The 19,884-nt window shown below is 64.3% G+C and carries 23 protein-coding genes and 1 tRNA gene; 3 read left to right on the top strand and 21 right to left on the bottom strand.

Going from position 1 to position 19,884, the window contains the following annotated elements; genetic code table 11:
- Window positions 1–8: 8 nt before the first annotated feature.
- The 15 genes from ispG to trmJ all read right to left on the bottom strand — a co-directional run bounded on the left by ispG (window position 9) and on the right by trmJ (window position 11,931).
- Window positions 9–1,121, bottom strand: coding sequence for a flavodoxin-dependent (E)-4-hydroxy-3-methylbut-2-enyl-diphosphate synthase (gene ispG / locus ACFPU0_RS00695; protein WP_377690867.1), 1,113 nt, complete (start codon window positions 1,119–1,121; stop codon window positions 9–11).
- A gap of 3 nt (window positions 1,122–1,124) precedes the next feature.
- Window positions 1,125–2,210, bottom strand: a complete 1,086-nt coding sequence (locus tag ACFPU0_RS00690) for a RodZ domain-containing protein (RefSeq protein WP_377690866.1) — start codon at window positions 2,208–2,210, stop codon at window positions 1,125–1,127.
- Window positions 2,207–2,962, bottom strand: coding sequence for a type IV pilus biogenesis/stability protein PilW (gene pilW, locus ACFPU0_RS00685; protein ID WP_377690865.1), 756 nt, complete (start codon window positions 2,960–2,962; stop codon window positions 2,207–2,209). Before pilW ends, ACFPU0_RS00690 begins: the two co-directional genes overlap by 4 nt.
- A 13-nt stretch (window positions 2,963–2,975) precedes the next feature.
- A complete protein-coding gene (gene rlmN, locus ACFPU0_RS00680; protein WP_377690864.1) occupies window positions 2,976–4,124 on the bottom strand; it encodes a 23S rRNA (adenine(2503)-C(2))-methyltransferase RlmN in 1,149 nt (382 codons plus the stop codon).
- A 24-nt stretch (window positions 4,125–4,148) separates the two neighbouring features.
- Window positions 4,149–4,580: a nucleoside-diphosphate kinase gene (gene ndk, locus ACFPU0_RS00675; RefSeq protein WP_377690863.1), complete on the bottom strand. Its 432-nt coding sequence runs from the start codon at window positions 4,578–4,580 to the stop codon at window positions 4,149–4,151.
- A 102-nt stretch (window positions 4,581–4,682) separates the two neighbouring features.
- Window positions 4,683–4,883, bottom strand: a complete 201-nt coding sequence (iscX, locus tag ACFPU0_RS00670) for a Fe-S cluster assembly protein IscX (RefSeq protein ID WP_377690862.1) — start codon at window positions 4,881–4,883, stop codon at window positions 4,683–4,685.
- Window positions 4,884–4,885: 2 nt separating this feature from the next.
- On the bottom strand, window positions 4,886–5,224 hold the full coding sequence (gene fdx / locus ACFPU0_RS00665) for an ISC system 2Fe-2S type ferredoxin (RefSeq protein WP_377690861.1): 339 nt from the start codon (window positions 5,222–5,224) through the stop codon (window positions 4,886–4,888).
- A 7-nt stretch (window positions 5,225–5,231) separates the two neighbouring features.
- Entirely contained in the window at window positions 5,232–7,091 is a 1,860-nt protein-coding gene (gene hscA / locus ACFPU0_RS00660; RefSeq protein WP_377690860.1) for a Fe-S protein assembly chaperone HscA, read from the bottom strand.
- 47 nt (window positions 7,092–7,138) lie between these two features.
- A complete protein-coding gene (gene hscB / locus ACFPU0_RS00655; RefSeq protein WP_377690859.1) occupies window positions 7,139–7,660 on the bottom strand; it encodes a co-chaperone HscB in 522 nt (173 codons plus the stop codon).
- Between the two features lie 7 nt (window positions 7,661–7,667).
- Window positions 7,668–7,991: an iron-sulfur cluster assembly protein IscA gene (gene iscA, locus ACFPU0_RS00650; protein ID WP_377690858.1), complete on the bottom strand. Its 324-nt coding sequence runs from the start codon at window positions 7,989–7,991 to the stop codon at window positions 7,668–7,670.
- A gap of 25 nt (window positions 7,992–8,016) precedes the next feature.
- Window positions 8,017–8,403 (bottom strand): Fe-S cluster assembly scaffold IscU, encoded by a 387-nt coding sequence (iscU, locus tag ACFPU0_RS00645; RefSeq protein WP_044871955.1) that lies wholly within the window; start codon window positions 8,401–8,403, stop codon window positions 8,017–8,019.
- A 30-nt stretch (window positions 8,404–8,433) separates the two neighbouring features.
- Window positions 8,434–9,648 carry an IscS subfamily cysteine desulfurase gene (locus ACFPU0_RS00640; protein ID WP_377690857.1) on the bottom strand — a complete coding sequence of 405 codons (1,215 nt, stop codon included), beginning with the start codon at window positions 9,646–9,648 and terminating at the stop codon, window positions 8,434–8,436.
- A gap of 49 nt (window positions 9,649–9,697) precedes the next feature.
- A complete protein-coding gene (gene iscR, locus ACFPU0_RS00635) occupies window positions 9,698–10,195 on the bottom strand; it encodes a Fe-S cluster assembly transcriptional regulator IscR (protein WP_069086425.1) in 498 nt (165 codons plus the stop codon).
- Between the two features lie 186 nt (window positions 10,196–10,381).
- Window positions 10,382–11,158: a serine O-acetyltransferase gene (gene cysE / locus ACFPU0_RS00630; RefSeq protein ID WP_377690856.1), complete on the bottom strand. Its 777-nt coding sequence runs from the start codon at window positions 11,156–11,158 to the stop codon at window positions 10,382–10,384.
- On the bottom strand, window positions 11,158–11,931 hold the full coding sequence (gene trmJ, locus ACFPU0_RS00625) for a tRNA (cytosine(32)/uridine(32)-2'-O)-methyltransferase TrmJ (RefSeq protein ID WP_377690855.1): 774 nt from the start codon (window positions 11,929–11,931) through the stop codon (window positions 11,158–11,160). Before trmJ ends, cysE begins: the two co-directional genes overlap by 1 nt.
- A 151-nt stretch (window positions 11,932–12,082) precedes the next feature.
- On the opposite strand from trmJ, the gene suhB reads away from it, so the two are divergent.
- On the top strand, window positions 12,083–12,898 hold the full coding sequence (suhB, locus tag ACFPU0_RS00620) for an inositol-phosphate phosphatase (RefSeq protein WP_377690854.1): 816 nt from the start codon (window positions 12,083–12,085) through the stop codon (window positions 12,896–12,898).
- Window positions 12,899–12,962: 64 nt separating this feature from the next.
- Here the strand turns inward: suhB and ACFPU0_RS00615 are convergent, their stop codons facing one another.
- The 6 genes from ACFPU0_RS00615 to queA form a co-directional block, all read right to left on the bottom strand.
- A complete protein-coding gene (locus tag ACFPU0_RS00615; RefSeq protein WP_377690853.1) occupies window positions 12,963–13,547 on the bottom strand; it encodes a glycine zipper 2TM domain-containing protein in 585 nt (194 codons plus the stop codon).
- A 185-nt stretch (window positions 13,548–13,732) separates the two neighbouring features.
- Complete coding sequence (gene secF, locus ACFPU0_RS00610) at window positions 13,733–14,647, bottom strand: protein translocase subunit SecF (protein ID WP_377690852.1); 915 nt, start codon at window positions 14,645–14,647, stop codon at window positions 13,733–13,735.
- Between the two features lie 8 nt (window positions 14,648–14,655).
- The gene (gene secD / locus ACFPU0_RS00605) at window positions 14,656–16,518 is read right to left on the bottom strand and encodes a protein translocase subunit SecD (RefSeq protein ID WP_377690851.1); all 1,863 of its coding nucleotides are present in this window, start codon (window positions 16,516–16,518) and stop codon (window positions 14,656–14,658) included.
- 63 nt (window positions 16,519–16,581) lie between these two features.
- Window positions 16,582–16,923, bottom strand: coding sequence for a preprotein translocase subunit YajC (gene yajC, locus ACFPU0_RS00600; protein ID WP_044871963.1), 342 nt, complete (start codon window positions 16,921–16,923; stop codon window positions 16,582–16,584).
- 56 nt (window positions 16,924–16,979) lie between these two features.
- Window positions 16,980–18,095 carry a tRNA guanosine(34) transglycosylase Tgt gene (tgt, locus tag ACFPU0_RS00595; RefSeq protein ID WP_377690893.1) on the bottom strand — a complete coding sequence of 372 codons (1,116 nt, stop codon included), beginning with the start codon at window positions 18,093–18,095 and terminating at the stop codon, window positions 16,980–16,982.
- Between the two features lie 14 nt (window positions 18,096–18,109).
- Window positions 18,110–19,159: a tRNA preQ1(34) S-adenosylmethionine ribosyltransferase-isomerase QueA gene (queA, locus tag ACFPU0_RS00590; protein ID WP_377690850.1), complete on the bottom strand. Its 1,050-nt coding sequence runs from the start codon at window positions 19,157–19,159 to the stop codon at window positions 18,110–18,112.
- A 109-nt stretch (window positions 19,160–19,268) separates the two neighbouring features.
- Here queA and ACFPU0_RS00585 point away from each other — a divergent pair.
- A tRNA-Leu gene (locus ACFPU0_RS00585) sits at window positions 19,269–19,354 on the top strand.
- A 295-nt stretch (window positions 19,355–19,649) separates the two neighbouring features.
- On the top strand, window positions 19,650–19,862 hold the full coding sequence (locus ACFPU0_RS00580) for a cold-shock protein (protein ID WP_016491057.1): 213 nt from the start codon (window positions 19,650–19,652) through the stop codon (window positions 19,860–19,862).
- Window positions 19,863–19,884 lie beyond the last annotated feature (22 nt).

The raw sequence follows: 19,884 nt of genomic DNA, 5'->3' as shown, positions 1-19,884 counted from the left end.
CCTTAATCTCAGCTACGGGCGATCAGTGCCGCGTCAGCTTCGGCCTTGGCGGCCGCCTTTTCGCGGATGAGCCGTTCCAGCTCGTCCACCAGGTTGTCGTTGTTCAGCTTCTGCGCTGGCTTGCCGTCGATGTAGACCAGGTTGTTCGGGGTGCCGCCGGTCAGCCCGATATGGGCTTCCTTGGCCTCGCCCGGGCCGTTGACCACGCAGCCGATCACGGCCACGTCCATCGGCACCAACAGGTCTTCGAGGCGGCCTTCCAGCTCGTTCATGGTCTTGACCACATCGAAGTTCTGCCGCGAGCAGCTCGGGCAGGCGATGAAGTTGATGCCACGGGAGCGCAGGTGCAGGGACTTGAGGATGTCGAAGCCGACCTTGACCTCTTCCACCGGGTCCGCCGCCAGGGAAATGCGGATGGTGTCGCCGACGCCCTCGGCCAGCAGCATGCCCAGGCCCACCGCGGACTTCACGGTGCCGGAACGCAGGCCGCCGGCTTCGGTGATGCCCAGGTGCAGGGGTTGCACGATCTGCTTGGCGAGCAGGCGGTAGGCCTCCACCGCCATGAACACGTCGGAGGCCTTGACGCTGACCTTGAAGTCCTGGAAGTCCAGCTTGTCGAGGTGCTCGACGTGGCGCAGGGCGGACTCCACCAGGGCCTGGGGGGTCGGCTCGCCGTACTTCTTCTGCAGGTCCTTCTCCAAGGAACCTGCGTTGACGCCGATACGGATCGGGATGCCCTTGTCACGGGCAGCGTCGACCACGGCCCTGACGCGATCCTCGCGACCGATGTTGCCCGGGTTGATGCGCAGGCAGTCGACGCCCAGTTCGGCGACGCGCAAGGCGATCTTGTAATCGAAGTGGATGTCCGCCACCAGCGGTACCTGGACCTGCTGCTTGATGCGGCCGAAGGCCTCGGCGGCGTCCATGTCCGGCACGGACACACGGACGATATCCACGCCGGCATCCACCAGGCGCTGGATCTGGCCAACGGTGGCGGCGACGTCGCAGGTGTCGGTATTGGTCATGCTCTGCACGGCGATGGGCGCATCACCGCCCACCGGCACCGAGCCGACCCAGATTTTCCGCGAAGCGCGGCGTTTGATCGGAGATTCGCAATGCATGGCTTATTGCCCCAACTTCAGGCGTGCGGTTTCGCCACGGACGTAAGGGGATACATCGACCGACTGGCCGTTGTAGCTGAGCTGGGCGCCGCGGGCGAAGCCCAGGCGAACTTCCAGCGGCGCCTTCCCGGCGAGTTCCAGGCTGTCTCCGGTGCGCTTGAGGGCGCTGACCAGCACCTTGCCGTTGGCATCGGTGACCTGGGTCCAGCAATTGGCGGTGAACTGGATACGCACCACGCCCTGCCCCTGCTCCGCGACCACCGGGGCCGCGGCAGGAGCGGCGGCTGCCGGGGTTGCGGCAGGCGCTGCCGGGGCGGCGGGAACGGCAGGCGTGACAGCGGCCGGCGCACTGGGCGCCACGGCGGCCGGCGCGGCAGGCTGGACGGCCGGCACCTCAGGCGCAGCCGCTACGGCCGGGGCCTGGACGGACGCAGCGGGAGCCGCCGGCGCGGTTTCGCCGACCGGCGCTGCCGGGGCGCCTTCAGCCGGCGGCTGGGCGGGCTGGGCGGCCGCTTCCGGCGCGGCCTCGGCAGGTGCCGGAGCCTGGCCCTCCCGGGCTTCGGCCACAGCCTGGTCTTCCGGTTCATCGAGGGGATGGATCTGGGTGGTGCCGTCGGCACTTTCCACTTCCACGTGTTCGATGCTCACGCTGGAGGCCTCATCGCCGTTGCGGCTGGAATGTTCCTGCCACCAGAAGAAGCCCACGGCCCCAAGGACCACCAGGATGATGAAGCTGACGATGCGCAGCACGCTCTGGGACAGGCGCACCGGCTCTTCGATGCGCCCCAGGCTGTGCACATTGCTGCCCTTGGCATCGGTGCCGGTGAAATGGTCGAACTCGGCCACCAGGGCAGCCTGGTCCATGCCCAGCAGCTTGGCGTAGGCGCGTACGTAGCCGCGGGCGAAGGTATGTCCCGGCAATTGGTCGAAATCACCTGCTTCGAGCTGACGCAGGGCCTGCTCGGTCAGGTTGAGGTGGCGGGCGACCTCGCCCAGGCTCCAGTCCTTGCCCACACGGCCCTGACGCAGGGTCTCGCCTGGGTTGGCACGGGTCGCCGCTACAGCTTCGGGATGCGACGCTTTCATCATTGCTCCGACAGGTATTGCTGATATTCCGGCGTGCCGGGATAGAGTCGCTTCAACTGCAGACCGAGGCTGGCAGCCTGGTCGCGGTCTTCGAATATGGTCGCCAGTCGCGCTCCCAGCAACAGGCTGCGAGCGCTCTGCGGGGCGATCCTGGAGTAGCGCTGGTAGAAGTCCCGGGCCGGCACGTACTGTTTCTCATCGAAGGACAGCTGGGCCATTTCCAGCAACGCCCGTGGCTGCTGGCGGTTCAGGCGCAGGGCCTTGTCGAAATGCTGCTTGGCCAGGGCCGGATCGTTCATTTTCAGGGCGGTCAGGCCCAGGTTCTCGAACACCCGGGAGCGCTCGGGATAGAGATTGTCCTCGGCGGCCTCCTGGAAACGCGCGTAGGCGTCCTTGTAACGCCCTTGCTCGAACAGGAAGCTGCCGTAATTGTTCAGGATTCGCGCATCGTTACCCGAGGACAGGGCCTTGCGATAGTGCTGGTCGGCCAGATCCGGTTCCATCTCGGTCTGGAACACCAGGGCCAGGGCGGCGTTGGCGGCGGGATTGGACGGGTCCAGTTCCAGGGCCTGCTTCAACGGAACCTTGGCGCGCTCGGTGGCACCCTCCTTCAGGTAGCCGATGCCCAGCTCGATATAGGCGTCACGTGCTGCATCGCGACCCTCCTGGGTCTTCATCGGGTCGACCTGGCCGGTCGACACGCAGGCCGCGAGCAATGCGGTGGAAACGATGAGCAGCGCAGCGCGCAGGGTCATGGGGCGTCCTTCTCTAGTTCCGGTTCGCGGCGTCGCGGGAGGCCTCCGCCTCGGCACTCAGCTGGCGCACGGCGATATAGCGCTCGCTGCGGCGCGTACGATCCATGACCTGGCCCACCAGCTGGCCGCAGGCGGCATCGATGTCGTCGCCACGAGTGGTGCGGACGGTGACATTGTGCCCGGCCTTGTGCAACAGGTCCTGGAAGCGGCGGATGGCGTTGTTGCTCGGCCGCTCGTAACCGGAGTGCGGGAAGGGATTGAACGGAATCAGGTTGATCTTGCAGGGGAAGTCCTTGAGCAGCTCGATCATCTGGGTGGCGTGTTCGGGCTGGTCATTGACGTCCTTGAGCAGGGTGTACTCGATGGTCAGCACACGCTTTTCCCCCAGTCGGGAGATGTAGCGGCGGCAGGCGTCGAGCACCACGGCCAGGGGATACTTCTTGTTGATCGGCACCAGCTGGTTGCGCAGCGGGTCGTTCGGCGCGTGCAGCGACAGCGCGAGGGAGACGTCGATCACCTCGCCCAGCTTGTCGATCATCGGCGCCACGCCCGAGGTGGAGAGGGTCACCTTGCGCTTGGAGATGCCATAGCCGAGGTCGTCCATCATGATGTTCATGGCGGCGACCACGTTGTCGAAATTCAGCAGCGGTTCGCCCATGCCCATCATCACCACGTTGGTGATGGCACGGTCGATCTTCGCGGGAATGGTCCCGAAGGACTTGTTGGCGATCCACACCTGGCCGATCACTTCGGCGGCGGTGAGGTCGCTGTTGAAACCCTGCTTGCCGGTGGAACAGAAGCTGCAGTCCAGCGCGCAGCCGGCCTGGGACGAGACACAGAGGGTGCCACGGCCGCCTTGCGGGATGTACACGGTTTCGACGCAGCTGCCGGAGGCCACGCGGACCACCCACTTGCGGGTGCCATCGCTGGAGATGTCCTGGCTGACCACTTCCGGGCCGCGAATCTCGGCAGAGGCCTTGAGCTTTTCGCGCAAGGCCTTGCCGATATTGCTCATGGCGTCGAAATCCTCGACGCCGAAGTGGTGAATCCACTTCATCACCTGGCCGGCGCGGAAGCGTTTCTCCCCGATGGACTCGAAGAAGCTTTCCAGTTGCGGCTGGGTCAGACCCAGCAGGTTCACTTTACCGGTCGATTCAGTCATGGCTTCACCCTCGCGCGTTCGCTATCAGCGAGTGCGAGCGCACACCTCGGTGGTGGCGAAGAAGTAGGCGATTTCGCGAGCAGCGGAAGCCTCGGAATCCGAACCGTGTACGGCGTTTTCGTCGATGGAAACGGCGAAATCGGCGCGGATGGTGCCGGCGTCGGCTTTCTTCGGATCGGTGGCGCCCATCAGCTCACGGTTCTTGGCGATGGCGTTCTCGCCTTCCAGGACCTGAACGACTACCGGACCGGAGGTCATGAAGGACACCAGGTCCTTGAAGAAGCCGCGCTCCTTGTGCTCGGCGTAGAAGCCACCGGCTTCGCGCTCGGACAGTTGCACCATCTTGGCGGCAACGACGCGCAGGCCGGCCTTTTCGAAGCGGGTGATGATCTCACCAACCACGTTCTTGGCAACGGCGTCCGGCTTGATGATGGAGAGAGTACGTTCGACAGCCATGGAAAACTCCAGAAACAAGGATTAAAGCGAAAAATTAAACCCGCGAATTATACGCGGGTTAGGGGGAAATGCGTAGGGCCGGGACCCAGGGTGTGAAGCCGGTCAGTCGGCTTCTTCGATCCAGGCGGCCTGGATCGCTTCCAGAACCTTTTCGCCGCCGCGCTGCGGGTCATCGGCGAAATCCGGCAGCGCCAGGATCCAGTTGTGCAGGTCGACGAAGTTGACGTAGCGGGGATCGACATCCGGCCTGGTTTCAGCGAGCTGGATGGCGATCTCCAGCACATCGGTCCATTTCAGGCTCATGCTCAATGCCCCTCCGACACCTGGTTGATCGTGTACTTCGGAATTTCCACCACCAGGTCGTCTTCGGCGACTATCGCCTGGCAGGACAGACGGGAATGGGGCTCCAGGCCCCAGGCCTTGTCGAGCATGTCGTCTTCCAGTTCGTCGGACGACTCCATGGAGTCGAACCCCTCGCGCACCACCACGTGGCAGGTGGTGCAGGCACAGGACATCTCGCAGGCATGCTCGATATCGATGCCGTTGCGCAGCGCAGCCTTCAGGATGCTTTCGCCCGGCTGCGCCTCGATCACCGCGCCCTCGGGGCAATGCTCGGCATGGGGCAGGAAAATGATCTGCGGCATTTCTGGGTCATTCCTCGATTTCGTTGAGTCGGCGGCCGGACAGGGCCGCTTTCACCGCGGCATCCATACGACGCGCAGCAAAGGCGTCGGTCACCTGGGACAGACGCTTGATCTGCGCTTCGATGGCGACGACATCGCTGCCGGCGGCCAGTTCGCGCAAGGCCTGCATGCTGTCCAGGATGGCGGCGCGCTCGGTTTCTTCCAGCAGGCGCTCGCCATCGGCATCCAGCGCAGCCTGCACGGCCTCCAGCAGACGCTCGGCCTCGACCTGCTGCTCGCGCAGGGCGCGGGCATGCTTGTCCTCGCCGGCGTATTGGAAGGAGTCCTGCAGCATGCGCGAGATTTCGCCATCGGTCAGGCCGTAGGACGGCTTGACCTGGATGCTCGCCTCGACGCCCGAGGCCAGCTCTCGGGCGGTCACGCCCAGCAGGCCGTCGGCATCCACCTGGAAGGTCACGCGGATCTTCGCCGCACCCGCCACCATGGGCGGAATGCCGCGCAGCTCGAAGCGCGCCAGGGAGCGGCAATCCTTGATCAGCTCGCGCTCGCCCTGGAGCACGTGGATCATCATGGCCGTCTGGCCATCCTTGTAGGTGGTGAAGTCCTGGGCGCGCGCCACCGGGATGGTGGTGTTGCGCGGGATCACCTTTTCCATCAGCCCGCCCATGGTTTCCAGGCCGAGCGACAGCGGGATCACATCCAGCAGCAGCAGTTCCTCGCCACGCTTGTTACCGGCCAGGGTATCGGCCTGCACGGCAGCGCCGATGGCCACCACCTGGTCGGGGTCGATATCGGTCAGCGGCTGGCGGCCGAACATCTCGGCCACGGCCTCGCGCACACGCGGAACGCGGGTGGAGCCACCGACCATGACCACGGCCTCGACCTCTTCCAGGTCGATGCCGGAATCGCGCACGGCGCGGCGGCAGGCCTTGAGGCTACGAGCCACCATCGGTTCGATCAGCGCGTCGAACTGCGCACGGGTCAACTCGCCACGCCAGTCACCGTAGGCCAGCTCGACACTGTCGGCATGGGTCAGGGCTTCCTTGGCATCGCAGGCGGCGCGCAGGAGGCTGCGCTGGGCGCCCGGATCCAGGTCGGCGGAAAGACCGGCCCGCTGGACCATCCAGCCAGCGATGGCGTGGTCGAAATCGTCGCCTCCCAGGGCGCTGTCGCCGCCGGTAGCCATGACCTCGAAGACGCCGCGGGTCAGGCGCAGGATGGAAATATCGAAGGTGCCGCCGCCCAGGTCATAGATGGCGACCACACCTTCGGCCTGCTTGTCCAGGCCGTAGGCCACGGCCGCGGCCGTGGGCTCGTTGAGCAGGCGCAGGACGTTCAGCCCGGCGAGACGCGCCGCATCCTTGGTCGCCTGGCGCTGGGCCTCGTCGAAATAGGCAGGAACGGTGATCACCGCACCGACCAGCTCGCCGCCCAGGGTCTGTTCGGCGCGCTGACGCAGGGTCTTGAGGATGTCGGCGGAAACCTCCACCGGACTCTTTGCGCCTTGCACGGTCTCGATGAAGGGCATGTGGGATTCGCCATCGACGAAGCGGTAGGGCAACTGTTCACCCAGCAGCTTGACGTCCTCCAGGCCGCGCCCCATGAAGCGCTTGACCGAGAGAATGGTGTTCAGCGGGTCGCTGGCGGCGGCCTGCTTGGCGCCGCGACCGACTTCGACACGGTCGGCGTGGTAACGGACGGCGGATGGCAGTATGACCTGGCCGTCTGCGTCCGGCAGAGGCTCGGAGACGCCGCTGCGCACGGCAGCGACCAGCGAATTGGTGGTACCCAGGTCGATACCCACCGCCAGACGGCGCTGGTGCGGCTGGGGGCTCTGCCCGGGTTCAGCGATCTGCAGTAAGGCCATGCTTGTCTATTTATCAGGCGAACCGGCAACCAAGACGGCATCGCGGGTTAATCGTCGAGGCGCTCTTCCAGTTGGCGCACTTCATGGGTCAGCTTGTCGATGAACTGCATGCGCCGCACCAGACGCTCGGCCTCTTCGCGGCGCTCGGAATCGTCCCAGCACTCGGCGAAATCGCCATCCAGCTCGGCCTGGGCGCCCTTGAGCCGGCGCTTGAATGCGGCAACGCCATCCAGGTCGGCGCTATCCTGCAACTCCTCCAACTCTTCGCGCCACTGCATCTGCTGCAGCAGGAACTGCGGATCCTGCACCGTGACCTCGAGTGGCAGCTCGCGACCCTTCAGGGCCAGCAGGTACAAGGCCCGTCGCGGCGCACTCTTCAGTGTCTGGTAGGCATCGTTGAGCTGCGCCGCGCGCTCCAGCGCCAGGCGCTGCTCGCGCTCGGAGGCATCAGCGAAACGGTCGGGATGAACCGCACGCGCCAACTCGCGATAACGCACCGCAAGCTGGTCGAGATCCAGTCGATAACCCGGCTTCAGGTCGAACAGAGCGAAATGACAAGGACTGCCCACACACGCCTCAGACGTTGAAGCTCTCGCCGCAGCCGCATTCGCCACGTACGTTCGGGTTATTGAACTTGAAGCCTTCGTTGAGCCCTTCGCGGACGAAGTCCAGCTCGGTGCCATCGAGGTAGGTCAGACTCTTGGGATCGATGATCACCTTGACGCCGTGACTCTCGAAGACCAGATCGTCCCCGGTCAGCTCGTCGACGAACTCCAGCACGTAGGCGAGACCGGAGCAGCCAGTCGTACGCACCCCCAGACGGATACCTTCACCCTTGCCGCGCCCCTCCAGGGAACGCTGCACGTGACGGGCGGCGGATTCGGTCATGCTGATGGCCATTGCAACTCCTTACTCGTTCGAGCGCTTAGAGCAGACCCTTCTTCTGCTTGTAGTCGTGGACGGCCGCCTTGATGGCGTCCTCGGCCAGCACCGAGCAGTGGATCTTCACCGGCGGCAGGGCCAGTTCTTCGGCGATGGTGGTGTTCTTGATGGCAGCCGCCTCGTCCAGCGTCTTGCCCTTCATCCACTCGGTGGCGAGGGAGCTGGAGGCGATGGCGGAGCCGCAGCCGTAGGTCTTGAACTTGGCATCTTCGATCACGCCCTGTTCGTTGACCTTGATCTGCAGGCGCATCACGTCGCCACAGGCCGGGGCGCCGACCATGCCGGTGCCCACATTGGGATCCTGCGCGTCGAGCTTGCCGACGTTACGCGGGTTTTCGTAGTGGTCGATGACCTTTTCGCTGTACGACATGGTTCCTATTCCTCACTCATCAGGGGGGCGTCAGTGCGCCTGCCATTCGACCGTGGAGAGGTCGACGCCCTCTTTATACATATCCCACAACGGAGACAGTTCACGGAGCTTGTTCACCGCATCACGGATCTTGCTGGCGGCGTAGTCCACCTCTTCCTCGGTGGTGAAGCGGCCGAACGTGAAGCGGATGGAGCTGTGCGCCAGCTCGTCGTTGCGGCCCAGTGCGCGCAGCACGTAGGAAGGCTCCAGGGAAGCCGAGGTGCAGGCGGAACCGGAAGATACCGCGAGGTCCTTGAGCGCCATGATCAGCGACTCGCCCTCGACGTAGTTGAAGCTGACGTTCAGGTTGTGGGGCACACGGGAGGTGGCGCTACCGTTCAGGTAAAGCTCCTCGATCCCGTCGATCTGGGCCCAGAAGCGATCGGACAGGGCCTTGATACGCACGCGCTCGGTCGCCATTTCCTGCTTGGCGATATGGAAGGCTTCGCCCATGCCGACGATCTGGTGGGTGGCCAGGGTGCCGGAGCGCATGCCGCGCTCATGGCCACCGCCGTGCATCATGGCTTCCAGGCGCACGCGCGGTTTACGGCGCACGTAAAGCGCACCGATGCCTTTCGGGCCATAGGTCTTGTGCGCGGAGAAGGACATCAGGTCGACCTTCATCTTCTCGAGGTCGATGTCCACCTTGCCGGTGGACTGGGCGGCGTCGACATGGAAGAGAATGCCGCGGGCACGGGTCAGCTCGCCGATGGCGGTGATGTCGTTGATGGTGCCGATCTCGTTGTTCACATGCATGATCGAAACCAGGATGGTGTCGTCACGCAGGGCAGCCTCGACCATGTTCGGAGTGATCAGGCCGTCTTCGCCCGGCTCCAGGTAGGTCACTTCGAAGCCTTCGCGCTCCAGCTGGCGGGTGGTGTCCAGCACCGCCTTGTGCTCGATCTTCGAGGTGATGATGTGCTTGCCCTTGCCGCTGTAGAAGTGCGCCACACCCTTGATGGCGAGGTTGTCGGATTCGGTCGCGCCGGAAGTCCAGACGATTTCACGCGGGTCCGCATTGATCAGCTCTGCCACCTGACGACGGGCATTCTCCACCGCCTCTTCAGCCTTCCAGCCGAACACGTGGGAACGCGAGGCCGGGTTGCCGAAGTTGCCGTCCACCAGCAGGCACTCGCTCATCTTCTGAGCGACGCGCGGGTCCACCGGCGTAGTGGCGGAGTAGTCGAGGTAAATCGGCAATTTCATCTGGGCTCTCCTATCAGGTATCGGGGCCAATCACGGGCCGGCGCCCTGCTCAATCGATGGCGGACGCTTCAATCTTATCGAGGTGCGGCATCCTGCCATTGCTTCCACAGCGGCGTTGATCCTGCCGCTGAGCGACCTCCTGGACCTCGCGGCGGTTGACCAGGTCGGCCAGGCTGATGCCGCTGAGGAACTCATGGATCTGCAGGCTCAGGTCACACCAGAGGTGGTGGGTAAGGCAGGTATCGCCGGAATGGCAGTCCCCCAGCCCCTGGCAACGGGTGGCATCCACCGACTCGTTGACAGCGTCTATTACCTGGGCGACGTGAATGCCATGCATGTCACGGGAAAGCTGGTAGCCACCACCCGGGCCGCGCACGCTGCTGACCAGGTTGCCGCGACGGAGCTTGGCGAAAAGCTGTTCGAGGTAGGACAGGGAGATGCCCTGCCGCTCGGAGATATCCGCCAGGGACACCGGCCCCTGCTGCGCATGCAGCGCCAGGTCGAGCATGGCGGTGACGGCGTATCGGCCTTTGGTGGTCAGTCGCATGGTGAGTACCACGGGATCGCTGGAATGCAGCGAGTATGCAATTCCCGACTATTTAAGTCAACTATAAGCCTGATCAAATCAGTCGGAATTACAACGTGCAGGGGCGTGCATGATAGCAGAGGCACATCCCGTTAGCATCCTAAGAATCCGACCACGGACCACTGGACCAAGGTCGAATGGGCCGACTCAGGCGACCGGTTTCTGCTCTTCGTCCTTGACGCCGGCGAAGTCCTCGTCGCGAAGTTCAGGCAGCGCCTTGGCGCAGTAGTCGCTACCCAGGGCGGTCAACGCCTTGCACATGCCATCCAGACGCTCGTCCACGGCCTGCACATGGTCGAGCAACTGACCGATGGCGCGCGCAACCGGGTCGGGCATGTCCTGGCCAAGGCCATAGGCATCGAAGCCGAAACGCTCGGCGATCGCCTGGCGCCGGGCGTCCTGCTCCGGATCGGCCTTCACGATGATACGACCCGGAATACCCACCGCCGTCGCGCCGGCCGGCACCGCCTTGGTCACCACGGCGTTGGAGCCGATCTTGGCGCCGGCCCCCACGGTGAAGGGCCCGAGCACCTTGGCCCCCGCTCCCACCACCACGCCATCTTCGAGGGTCGGATGGCGCTTGCCCTTGTTCCAGCTGGTACCACCCAGGGTCACGCCCTGGTAGAGGGTGACGTCATCGCCGATCTCGGCGGTCTCGCCGACGACGATGCCCATGCCGTGGTCGATGAAGAAGCGCCGGCCGATCTTCGCCCCGGGATGGATCTCGATACCGGTGAGCCAGCGGCTGAAGTTGGAGACCAGGCGCGCCAGCCACTTCCAGCCGGCCACCCACAGGGCATGGGCCACGCGATGCAACCAGATGGCATGCAGGCCGGGGTAACAGGTGAGCACCTCGAAGGCATTGCGCGCAGCCGGATCACGGTGGAATACGCTCTGAATGTCTTCTCGAATGCGCTCGAACATCACTTGTCACTCCGCTTGCTTGTTTCGCCCCGCGCGGCCTTCTGGGTTTCCGTCAGGATGCCGCGCAGGATGTTCATTTCCAGCTTGCTGATACCGCTGCGACCGTAGAGCCGGCGCAGGCGGGACATCAGGTGGCGCGGCTTCTCCGGATCGAGGAAGCCGATTTCCACCAGGGTACTCTCCAGGTGCTCGTAATAGCGCTCCAGCTCATCCACCGTCACCGGCTGGGCATTGAGCATGGCGGTGGTTTCCACCTTCTCCACCTTGCTCGGCAGCCCCTCCCGCTCCAGCCACGCCATGCGCACCTCGTAGACCAGCACCTGGACCGCGGCGGCCAGATTCAGCGAGGAGAACTCGGGATCGGACGGGATGTGCACATGGTACTGGCAGCGCTGCAACTCCTCGTTGGTCAGACCGGCATACTCGCGGCCGAACACCAGGGCCACCTCGCCACCGGCCTGCACCTGCTCCACGGCTGTCCCGCCACACTCTCGCGGATCCAGCAGCGGCCAGGGAATGCGACGGTCGCGCGCACTGGTGCCGACCACCAGGCTGCAGCCCACCAGCGCCTCCTCCAGGGTGCCGACCACCTGGGCGCCGTCCAGGATGTCATCGGCGCCGGATGCACGGGCACGAGCCTCCGGACTGGGAAAATCCTCGGGATCGACCAGCACCAGCTTCGACAGCCCCATGTTCTTCATGGCGCGAGCGGCACCACCGATATTGCCGGGATGACTGGTATTGACCAGCACCACGCGAATGTTCTGCAGCAAGGCTCTAGTCTCTCAGCGGAACCTCAAGGGAGCGGAATATTACCGGAGGCCCCGACGCAACGCCACGAATCACGCCACCTCCCCTGCCTGCCCCTGGCTTTTTCTGCTACCATGTGCGGCTTTCTTCTTTAACGACCCAGGTGAATCCCCCATGCAGCCCATGCTGAATATCGCCCTGCGCGCCGCTCGCAGCGCCGGTGAACTGATCTTCCGCTCGATCGAACGCCTGGACGTTATCTCCATCAACGAGAAGGACGCCAAGGACTACGTCACCGAGGTCGACCGCGCCGCCGAGCTGTCCATCGTCCAGGCCCTGCGCAAGGCCTACCCCAACCACGGCATCCTCGGCGAAGAAGGCGGACTGCTGGAAGGCAAGGGCGAAGGCGCCGACTACCTGTGGATCATCGATCCGCTGGACGGCACCACCAACTTCATCCGCGGCGTTCCGCACTACGCCGTCAGCATCGCCTGCAAGTACAAGGGCCGCCTGGAGCACGCCGTGGTCCTGGACCCGGTCCGCCAGGAGGAATTCACCGCCAGCCGCGGCCGTGGCGCCGCCCTCAACGGTCGCCGCCTGCGCGTCAGCCCGCGCAAGAGCCTGGAAGGCGCCCTGCTCGGCACCGGCTTCCCCTTCCGCGACTCCCAGCTGGACAACCTCGACAACTACCTGGGCATGTTCCGCACCCTGGTCGGCCAGACCGCGGGCATCCGCCGCGCCGGCTCCGCCAGCCTGGACCTGGCCTACGTCGCGGCCGGTCGCTTCGACGCCTTCTGGGAATTCGGCCTGTCCGAGTGGGACATGGCAGCCGGCGCCCTGCTGGTACAAGAAGCCGGCGGCCTGGTGAGCGACTTCACCGGCGGCCACGACTTCCTTGAAAAAGGCCACGTGGTGGCGGGCAACACCAAGTGCTTCAAGGCGGTGCTGACCGCCATCCAGCCGCACCTGCCGCCGTCGCTGAAGCGCTGATCGCGCTTCACGCAACCACAAAAACCCGGCCCAGGCCGGGTTTTTTGTTGCCCTGGACTTCCGCTTACTGCTGGACGCCGGCGACTCCACCTTGCGACGGCTGACCACCAGCCTGCTGAGTCAGGATCAGCTGGCCGTCCTTGGTGAGCGGGATTTGCCGACCCGGGTCATGATCCATGCGCACCTGGCTGACCTTGCCATCGAGCTGGTACTTCACGTCATAACCAACGACCCGCTCACTGGTGTCGGTGACGGTCTTGCAGCGGGTTTCGGTGGTGGTGTAGGTGTCATTGGACTGCATGTGCTCCTGCACCTTGTTGCCAGCGTAACCGCCACCCACCGCACCCGCGACGGTGGCGATCTTCTTGCCGGTACCACCGCCGACCTGGTTGCCCAGCAGGCCGCCCGCTACCGCGCCGATGACGGTACCGGCGATCTGGTGCTGGTCCTTGACCGGCTTCTGACGGGTCACCGCCACATCGTTGCAAACCTCGCGCGGGGTCTTGATGGTTTCACTGATCGGCTGGACAGCGAGCACTTCGGCATATTCCGGGGCCTTGTTGCCTACCAGGCTGTAGGTGGCCACGGCGCCGCCGGCAGTCACGCCAACCGCACCCAAAACAGCACCGACGAGCATCGACTTGTTCACATGAACCTCCTGACTCTCTTCCTTTGGCGGGCTTGCATGCCCTATTCCTTGCCTTGGATAGAAGGCAAATGGCCAAGTTCCCGGATCGCCGGGATTCTTCCGACAAGTGGAACGGCAGTCTCACCGCGCGAAAACGACAAGGCCCGGCAATTGCCGGGCCTTGGGTGAAGCGCTGGAGCAGCGACTCAGGGACGATCGTCCGCCTCGGCGGTGTTCGCCGTCGGGATCAGGTCCTCGGAGGTCAGCTTCAGCCAGATCAGCACCGGGGCACTGATGTAGATGGAGGAGTAGGTACCCACCACCACCCCCACAAACAGCGACAGGGCGAAGCCGTGCAGGCTGTCGCCACCGAACAGCAGCAGGGCGATCAGCGCCAGCGCGGTGGAGACCGAGGTGGCGATGGTCCGCAGCAGCGTCTGGGTGCAGGACACGTCGATGTTCTCGATCAGGTCCGCACGACGCAGCACGCGGAAGTTCTCGCGGATTCGGTCGAAGATGATGATGGTGTCGTTCAGCGAGTAGCCGATCATCGCCAGGACCGCAGCCAGTACGGTGAGGTCGAAGGGAATCTGGAAGAACGCCAGGATACCCAGGGTGACGATCACGTCGTGGACCAGCGAGGCTATGGCGCCCAGGCCGAACTTCCACTGGAAGCGGAAGGCCAGGTACAGCAGGATGCCGCCGAGCGCCAGCAGCATTGCCAGACCGCCCTGGTCACGCAGCTCCTCGCCCACCTGCGGGCCGACGAACTCGACGCGCTTGAGTTCGAACTTGCTCTCGGCATCCACCTTGCGCAGGGCATCGGCGACCTTGTTGCCCAGCTGCGGGTCCTCGCCAGCCAGACGCACCAGCACGTCGGTGGAAGCGCCGAAGCTTTGCACCACGGCATCCTCGTAACCGACCTGACCCAGCTCCTGCTTGATCAGCTCGAGGTTGGCCGGTTTCTCGTAGGACAACTCGATCAGGGTACCGCCGGTGAAGTCCAGGCCGAAGTTCAGGCCCTTGACGAACAGGCTGCCGATACCGATCAGGCTGATGATCACGGTGATGGCGAACGCAAGGTTGCGTATCGCCATGAAACGGATGGTTGACTTGATCATGCCGGGCCTCAAATCCACAGTTTCTTGAAGTTGCGGCCACCGAAGATCAGGTTGACCATGCCGCGGGTGAACATGATGGCGGTGAACATCGAGGTGATGATGCCCAGCGACATGGTCACGGCGAAGCCCTTGATCGGACCGGTGCCGAGGGCGAACAGGATGCCGCCCACCAGCAGGGTGGTCAGGTTACTGTCGACGATCGCGGTATAGGCACGGTCGAAGCCTTCGTGGATCGCGCGCTGCACCGACAGGCCGTTGTTCAGCTCCTCGCGGATCCGCGAGTAGATCAGCACGTTGGCGTCCACCGCCATGCCCAAGGTCAGCACGATACCGGCAATGCCCGGCAGGGTCAGGGTCGCGCCGATCACCGACATCAGGCCCACCAGCAGCACCAGGTTGAATGCCAGGGCAATGGTGGCCAGGAAGCCGAAGAAGCGGTAGATGCCCATGATGAACAGCGACACGAAGACCATCGCCCACTCGGTGGACTCGATGCCCTTGACGATGTTCTCGGCACCCAGGCTCGGGCCGATGGTGCGCTCCTCGGCGAAGTACATCGGCGCGGCCAGGCCGCCGGCACGCAGCAGCAGGGCCAGCTCGGAGGACTCGCCCTGGCCGGTCAGGCCGGTAATGCGGAACTGGCTGCCCAGCGGCGACTGGATGGTCGCCAGGCTGATGATCTTCTTCTCTTCCTTGAAGCTCTGAACCGCCACTTCCTTCTGGACGCCGTCGACATCCTGGGTCACGTAGCGGGTGACGGGGCGCTGCTCGATGAAGATCACCGCCATGCTGCGACCCACGTTGTTGCGGGTGGCGCGGCTCATCAGTTCGCCACCGTGGCCATCGAGGCGGATGTTCACCTGCGGGCGACCGTTCTCGTCGTAGCTGGCCTGGGCGTCGGTGACCTGGTCGCCGGTGATGATCAGGCTGCGCTCCAGCGGCACCGGCGGACGACCCGGCTCGCGGAATTCGAAGGACTCGGTGGAGGCCTTGCTGGCGGTCGCCTCGGCGGCCAGACGGAATTCCAGGTTGGCGGTCTTGCCGAGGATACGCTTGGCTTCGGCGGTGTCCTGCACGCCCGGCAGCTCGACCACGATACGGTTGGCACCCTGGCGCTGGACGATCGGCTCGGCGACACCCAGCTCGTTCACACGGTTACGAACGGTGGTCAGGTTCTGCTTGATGGAGTATTCGCGGATCTCCGCCAGCTTGGCCTGGGTCAGCGCCAGCTGCAGGACCTGCTGACCGCCACGCTCGGTGGTGGTGACGTCGAAGTCGGTGAAGCTCTTGCGGATCAGCGCCTGGGCCTGTGCCAGGGATTCGCTGTCGGTGAAGCCGAGCTGGAAGCCATTATCCACCGCCGGCAGGCTGCGGTAGCGGACACGCTCCTTGCGCAGCAGGGTGCGGACTTCGCCTTCATAGATCTTCAGGCGTGCATCGACGGCCTTCTCCATGTCCACTTCCAGCAGGAAGTGCACACCACCGGAGAGGTCCAGGCCGAGCTTCATGGGCGCGGCGCCGAGCTTGCGCAGCCAGTCCGGGGTGGTCGGGGCGAGGTTCAGGGCGACCACGTAGTCGTCGCCGAGGGCCTTGCGGATCACGTCCTTGGCTGGCAGCTGGTCACCCAGCCGGTTCAGGCGCAGCAGACCGCCGCGCTCGCCGACAGCGGCGGACTTGAGTTCGATGCCGGCCTGCTTCAGGGCCTCGGCGGCCTTGTCCAGGTCAGACTGCTGGATCTTCAGCGCGGTACTGGCGCCGCTGATCTGGATCGCCGGATCATCCGGATAGAGATTGGGTGCGGAATAGACCAGGCCGACCGCCAGCACCGCCAGGATCAGCAGATATTTCCACAGTGGGTACTTGTTGAGCATGACTCCGCCCGTTATGACGCGGGGCGCCTGATGGCGCCCCGTCGGTGTTGATCCATGGATCGGTCAGATCGCTTTCAGGGTGCCCTTCGGCAGGGTCGCCGCGATCGCGCCTTTCTGGAACTTCAGCTCGACGCTGTCGGACACTTCGATGACCACGAAGTCATCGGTGACCTTGGTGACCTTGCCGGCGATGCCGCCGGAGGTGACCACTTCGTCCCCCTTCTGCAGGCCGGAGAGCAGGTTCTTGTGCTCCTTGGCGCGCTTGGCCTGGGGGCGCCAGATCATCAGGTAGAAGATGACCAGGAAGCCGATCAGGAAAACCCACTCGAAACCAGTGCCGGCGGGACCTGCAGCGGCAGCCGGTGCGGCGGCGTCGGCATAGGCGGCGGGAATCAGAAAGCTCATTTAGCACTCCTGTTGCGGAAATTTGAAAAATTCGACTTGGAAAACATGCGGCTTTATCAGTCCAGGGGCGGAGTCGGTAGTCCGCGCCGGGCATAGAAGGCATCGACAAAGGCGGCCAATTTACCCTGTTGGATTGCCTCGCGCAAACCAGCCATCAGGCGCTGGTAATGCCGCAAGTTGTGGATTGTATTCAACATGCTGCCGAGCATTTCGCCGCATTTGTCCAGATGGTGCAGATAGGCGCGGGAGAAGTGTTTGCAGGTGTAACAGTCGCAACTCGGGTCCAGCGGCGACTCGTCATGCTTGTGCACCGAGTTGCGGATCTTCAGCACCCCGGTCTCGATGAACAGGTGGCCGTTACGGGCGTTGCGGGTCGGCATCACGCAGTCGAACATGTCCACCCCGCGACGCACGCCCTCCACCAGGTCTTCCGGCTTGCCGACACCCATCAGGTAGCGCGGCTTGTCCGCCGGCATCTGGCCCGGCAGGTAATCCAGCACGCGAATCATTTCTTCCTTTGGCTCGCCCACCGACAGGCCACCGATGGCCAGGCCGTCGAAACCGATCTCGCCGAGCCCCTCCAGGGAGCGCATGCGCAGCTCTTCATGCATGCCGCCCTGGACGATGCCGAACAGCGCCGCGCTGCTTTCGCCATGGGCGACCTTGGAACGCCCGGCCCAGCGCAGGGACAGTTCCATGGAGCGCTTGGCGGTGTCGAAGTCCGCCGGGTAGGGCGTGCACTCGTCGAAGATCATCACGATGTCGGAACCGAGGTCGCGCTGCACCTGCATGGACTCCTCGGGCCCCATGAACACCTTGGCGCCGTCCACCGGGGAAGCGAAGGTCACCCCCTCCTCCTTGATCTTGCGCATGGCGCCCAGGCTGAACACCTGGAAGCCGCCGGAGTCGGTGAGGATCGGCCCCTGCCACTGCATGAAGTCGTGCAGGTCGCCGTGACGCTTGATCACCTCCATGCCCGGACGCAGCCAGAGGTGGAAGGTGTTGCCGAGGATGATCTGCGCGCCGATGCCTTCGATGTCACGCGGCAGCATCCCCTTCACCGTGCCGTAGGTTCCTACAGGCATGAAGGCGGGTGTCTCGACGACACCGCGGGGAAAGGTCAGCCGACCGCGACGGGCCTTGCCGTCGGTGGCCAGCAGCTCGAAGTTCATCCGGCAGGTGCGCGTCATGCTTGGTCCTCGGGCCCGCGCGGGGCGGGATTGCGGGTGATGAACATGGCATCACCGTAACTGAAGAAGCGATAGCCCTGCTCCACTGCCGCGGCGTAGGCGGCCATGGTCTCCGGGTAGCCGGCGAAGGCCGAGACCAGCATCAGCAAGGTGGATTCGGGCAGATGGAAGTTGGTGACCAGGGCATCGACCACATGGAAGGGGCGCCCCGGGTACAGGAAGATGTCGGTGTCACCATTGAACGCCTTGAGCTCGCCGTCCCGCGCGGCGCTCTCCAGGGAACGCACACTGGTGGTGCCGACGGCAATCACCCGGCCACCCCGGGCACGGCAGGCGGCCACGGCGTCGACCACGTCCTGGCCCACTTCGAGCCATTCGCGGTGCATGTGGTGTTCCTCGATGCGCTCCACCCGCACCGGCTGGAAGGTGCCGGCCCCCACATGCAGGGTGACGAAAGCACTTGCCACGCCCTTGGCGGCGATGGCATCGAGCAGGGCCTGGTCGAAGTGCAACCCCGCGGTGGGCGCCGCGACGGCGCCGGCGTGGCGGGCGTAGACCGTCTGGTAGCGCTCGCGGTCGGCCGCGTCGTCGGGCCGGTCGATGTAGGGCGGCAACGGCATGTGGCCGACGCGCTCCAGCAGCGGCAGCACCTCGTCGTCGAACCTCAGCTCGAAAAGCGCATCGTGGCGGGTCAGCATCTCGGCCTCGGCACCGCCATCGATCAGCAGCCGCGAGCCCGGCTTGGGCGATTTGCTGGAACGCACGTGGGCCAGGACGCGATGGCTGTCCAGCACGCGCTCGACGAGTATCTCCAGCTTGCCGCCGGATGCCTTCTGGCCGAACAGGCGAGCAGGAATCACCCGGGTGTTGTTGAACACCATCAGGTCGCCGGGACGCAGGTATTCCAGCAGGTCGGCGAAGTGCCGATGGTTGAGGACGCCGCTTTCACCATCGAGCACGAGGAGCCGGCTGGCGCGGCGTTCGGCCAAGGGATGACGGGCAATAAGAGCTTCTGGAAGCTCGAAATGAAAATCGGCTACGCGCATGGTGGGGGGTCGTGTCGCAGGGGCGCAAATAGTACAGGAAATGCCCGATCCTGACCACGGAGACGGATTGACCGCCCCAGAGCGCCTCCCTATACTGCGCGCCCATCGTGCCTCGGTGGCGGAATGGTAGACGCGGCGGATTCAAAATCCGTTTCTGGCGACAGAGTGAGAGTTCGAGTCTCTCCCGGGGCACCACGATATCCACAAGCCTTTCCCCGGGCTTGCCTACCCCCTGATTTTCCGCCCGTCCGCCCCCCTCACCCGCTCGTAAAGATTGGCCTTTCGGGGCTTGGCATTTCCGCAGGACTTAGCGTAGAGTTGGCCAACTGTGTTTGCATGGGTCGCTGTTGAATCGTGACCTGATGCGGTAGATCACCAGATCCGCTACATCCCGCTCGACTTCTCTTACCTCTTTGCAACCAGTTCCAGCCCTTCTGGCGCATCAGTGAACAGCAGGCTGTCATCAACTTCAGTTTCAAGGATTAAAGATATGTCGAATCGTCAAACCGGCACCGTCAAATGGTTCAACGACGAGAAAGGTTTTGGTTTCATCACCCCGGAAAGCGGCCCGGATCTGTTCGTTCACTTCCGCGCAATCGAAGGCTCCGGCTTCCGTAGCCTGAAAGAAGGCCAGAAGGTCACCTTCGAAGCCGTTCAAGGCCAGAAAGGCATGCAGGCTGACAAGGTTCAGGTCGTTAACTGATCCTGAGCTTCGCCGAAAGCCC

The sequence above is a fragment of the Pseudomonas sp. GCM10022186 genome (genome assembly GCF_042656385.1).
Taxonomy (GTDB): domain Bacteria; phylum Pseudomonadota; class Gammaproteobacteria; order Pseudomonadales; family Pseudomonadaceae; genus Metapseudomonas.
Note: the sequence above shows the minus strand (reverse complement) of the source record. Positions and strands in the feature narration are given on the sequence as shown.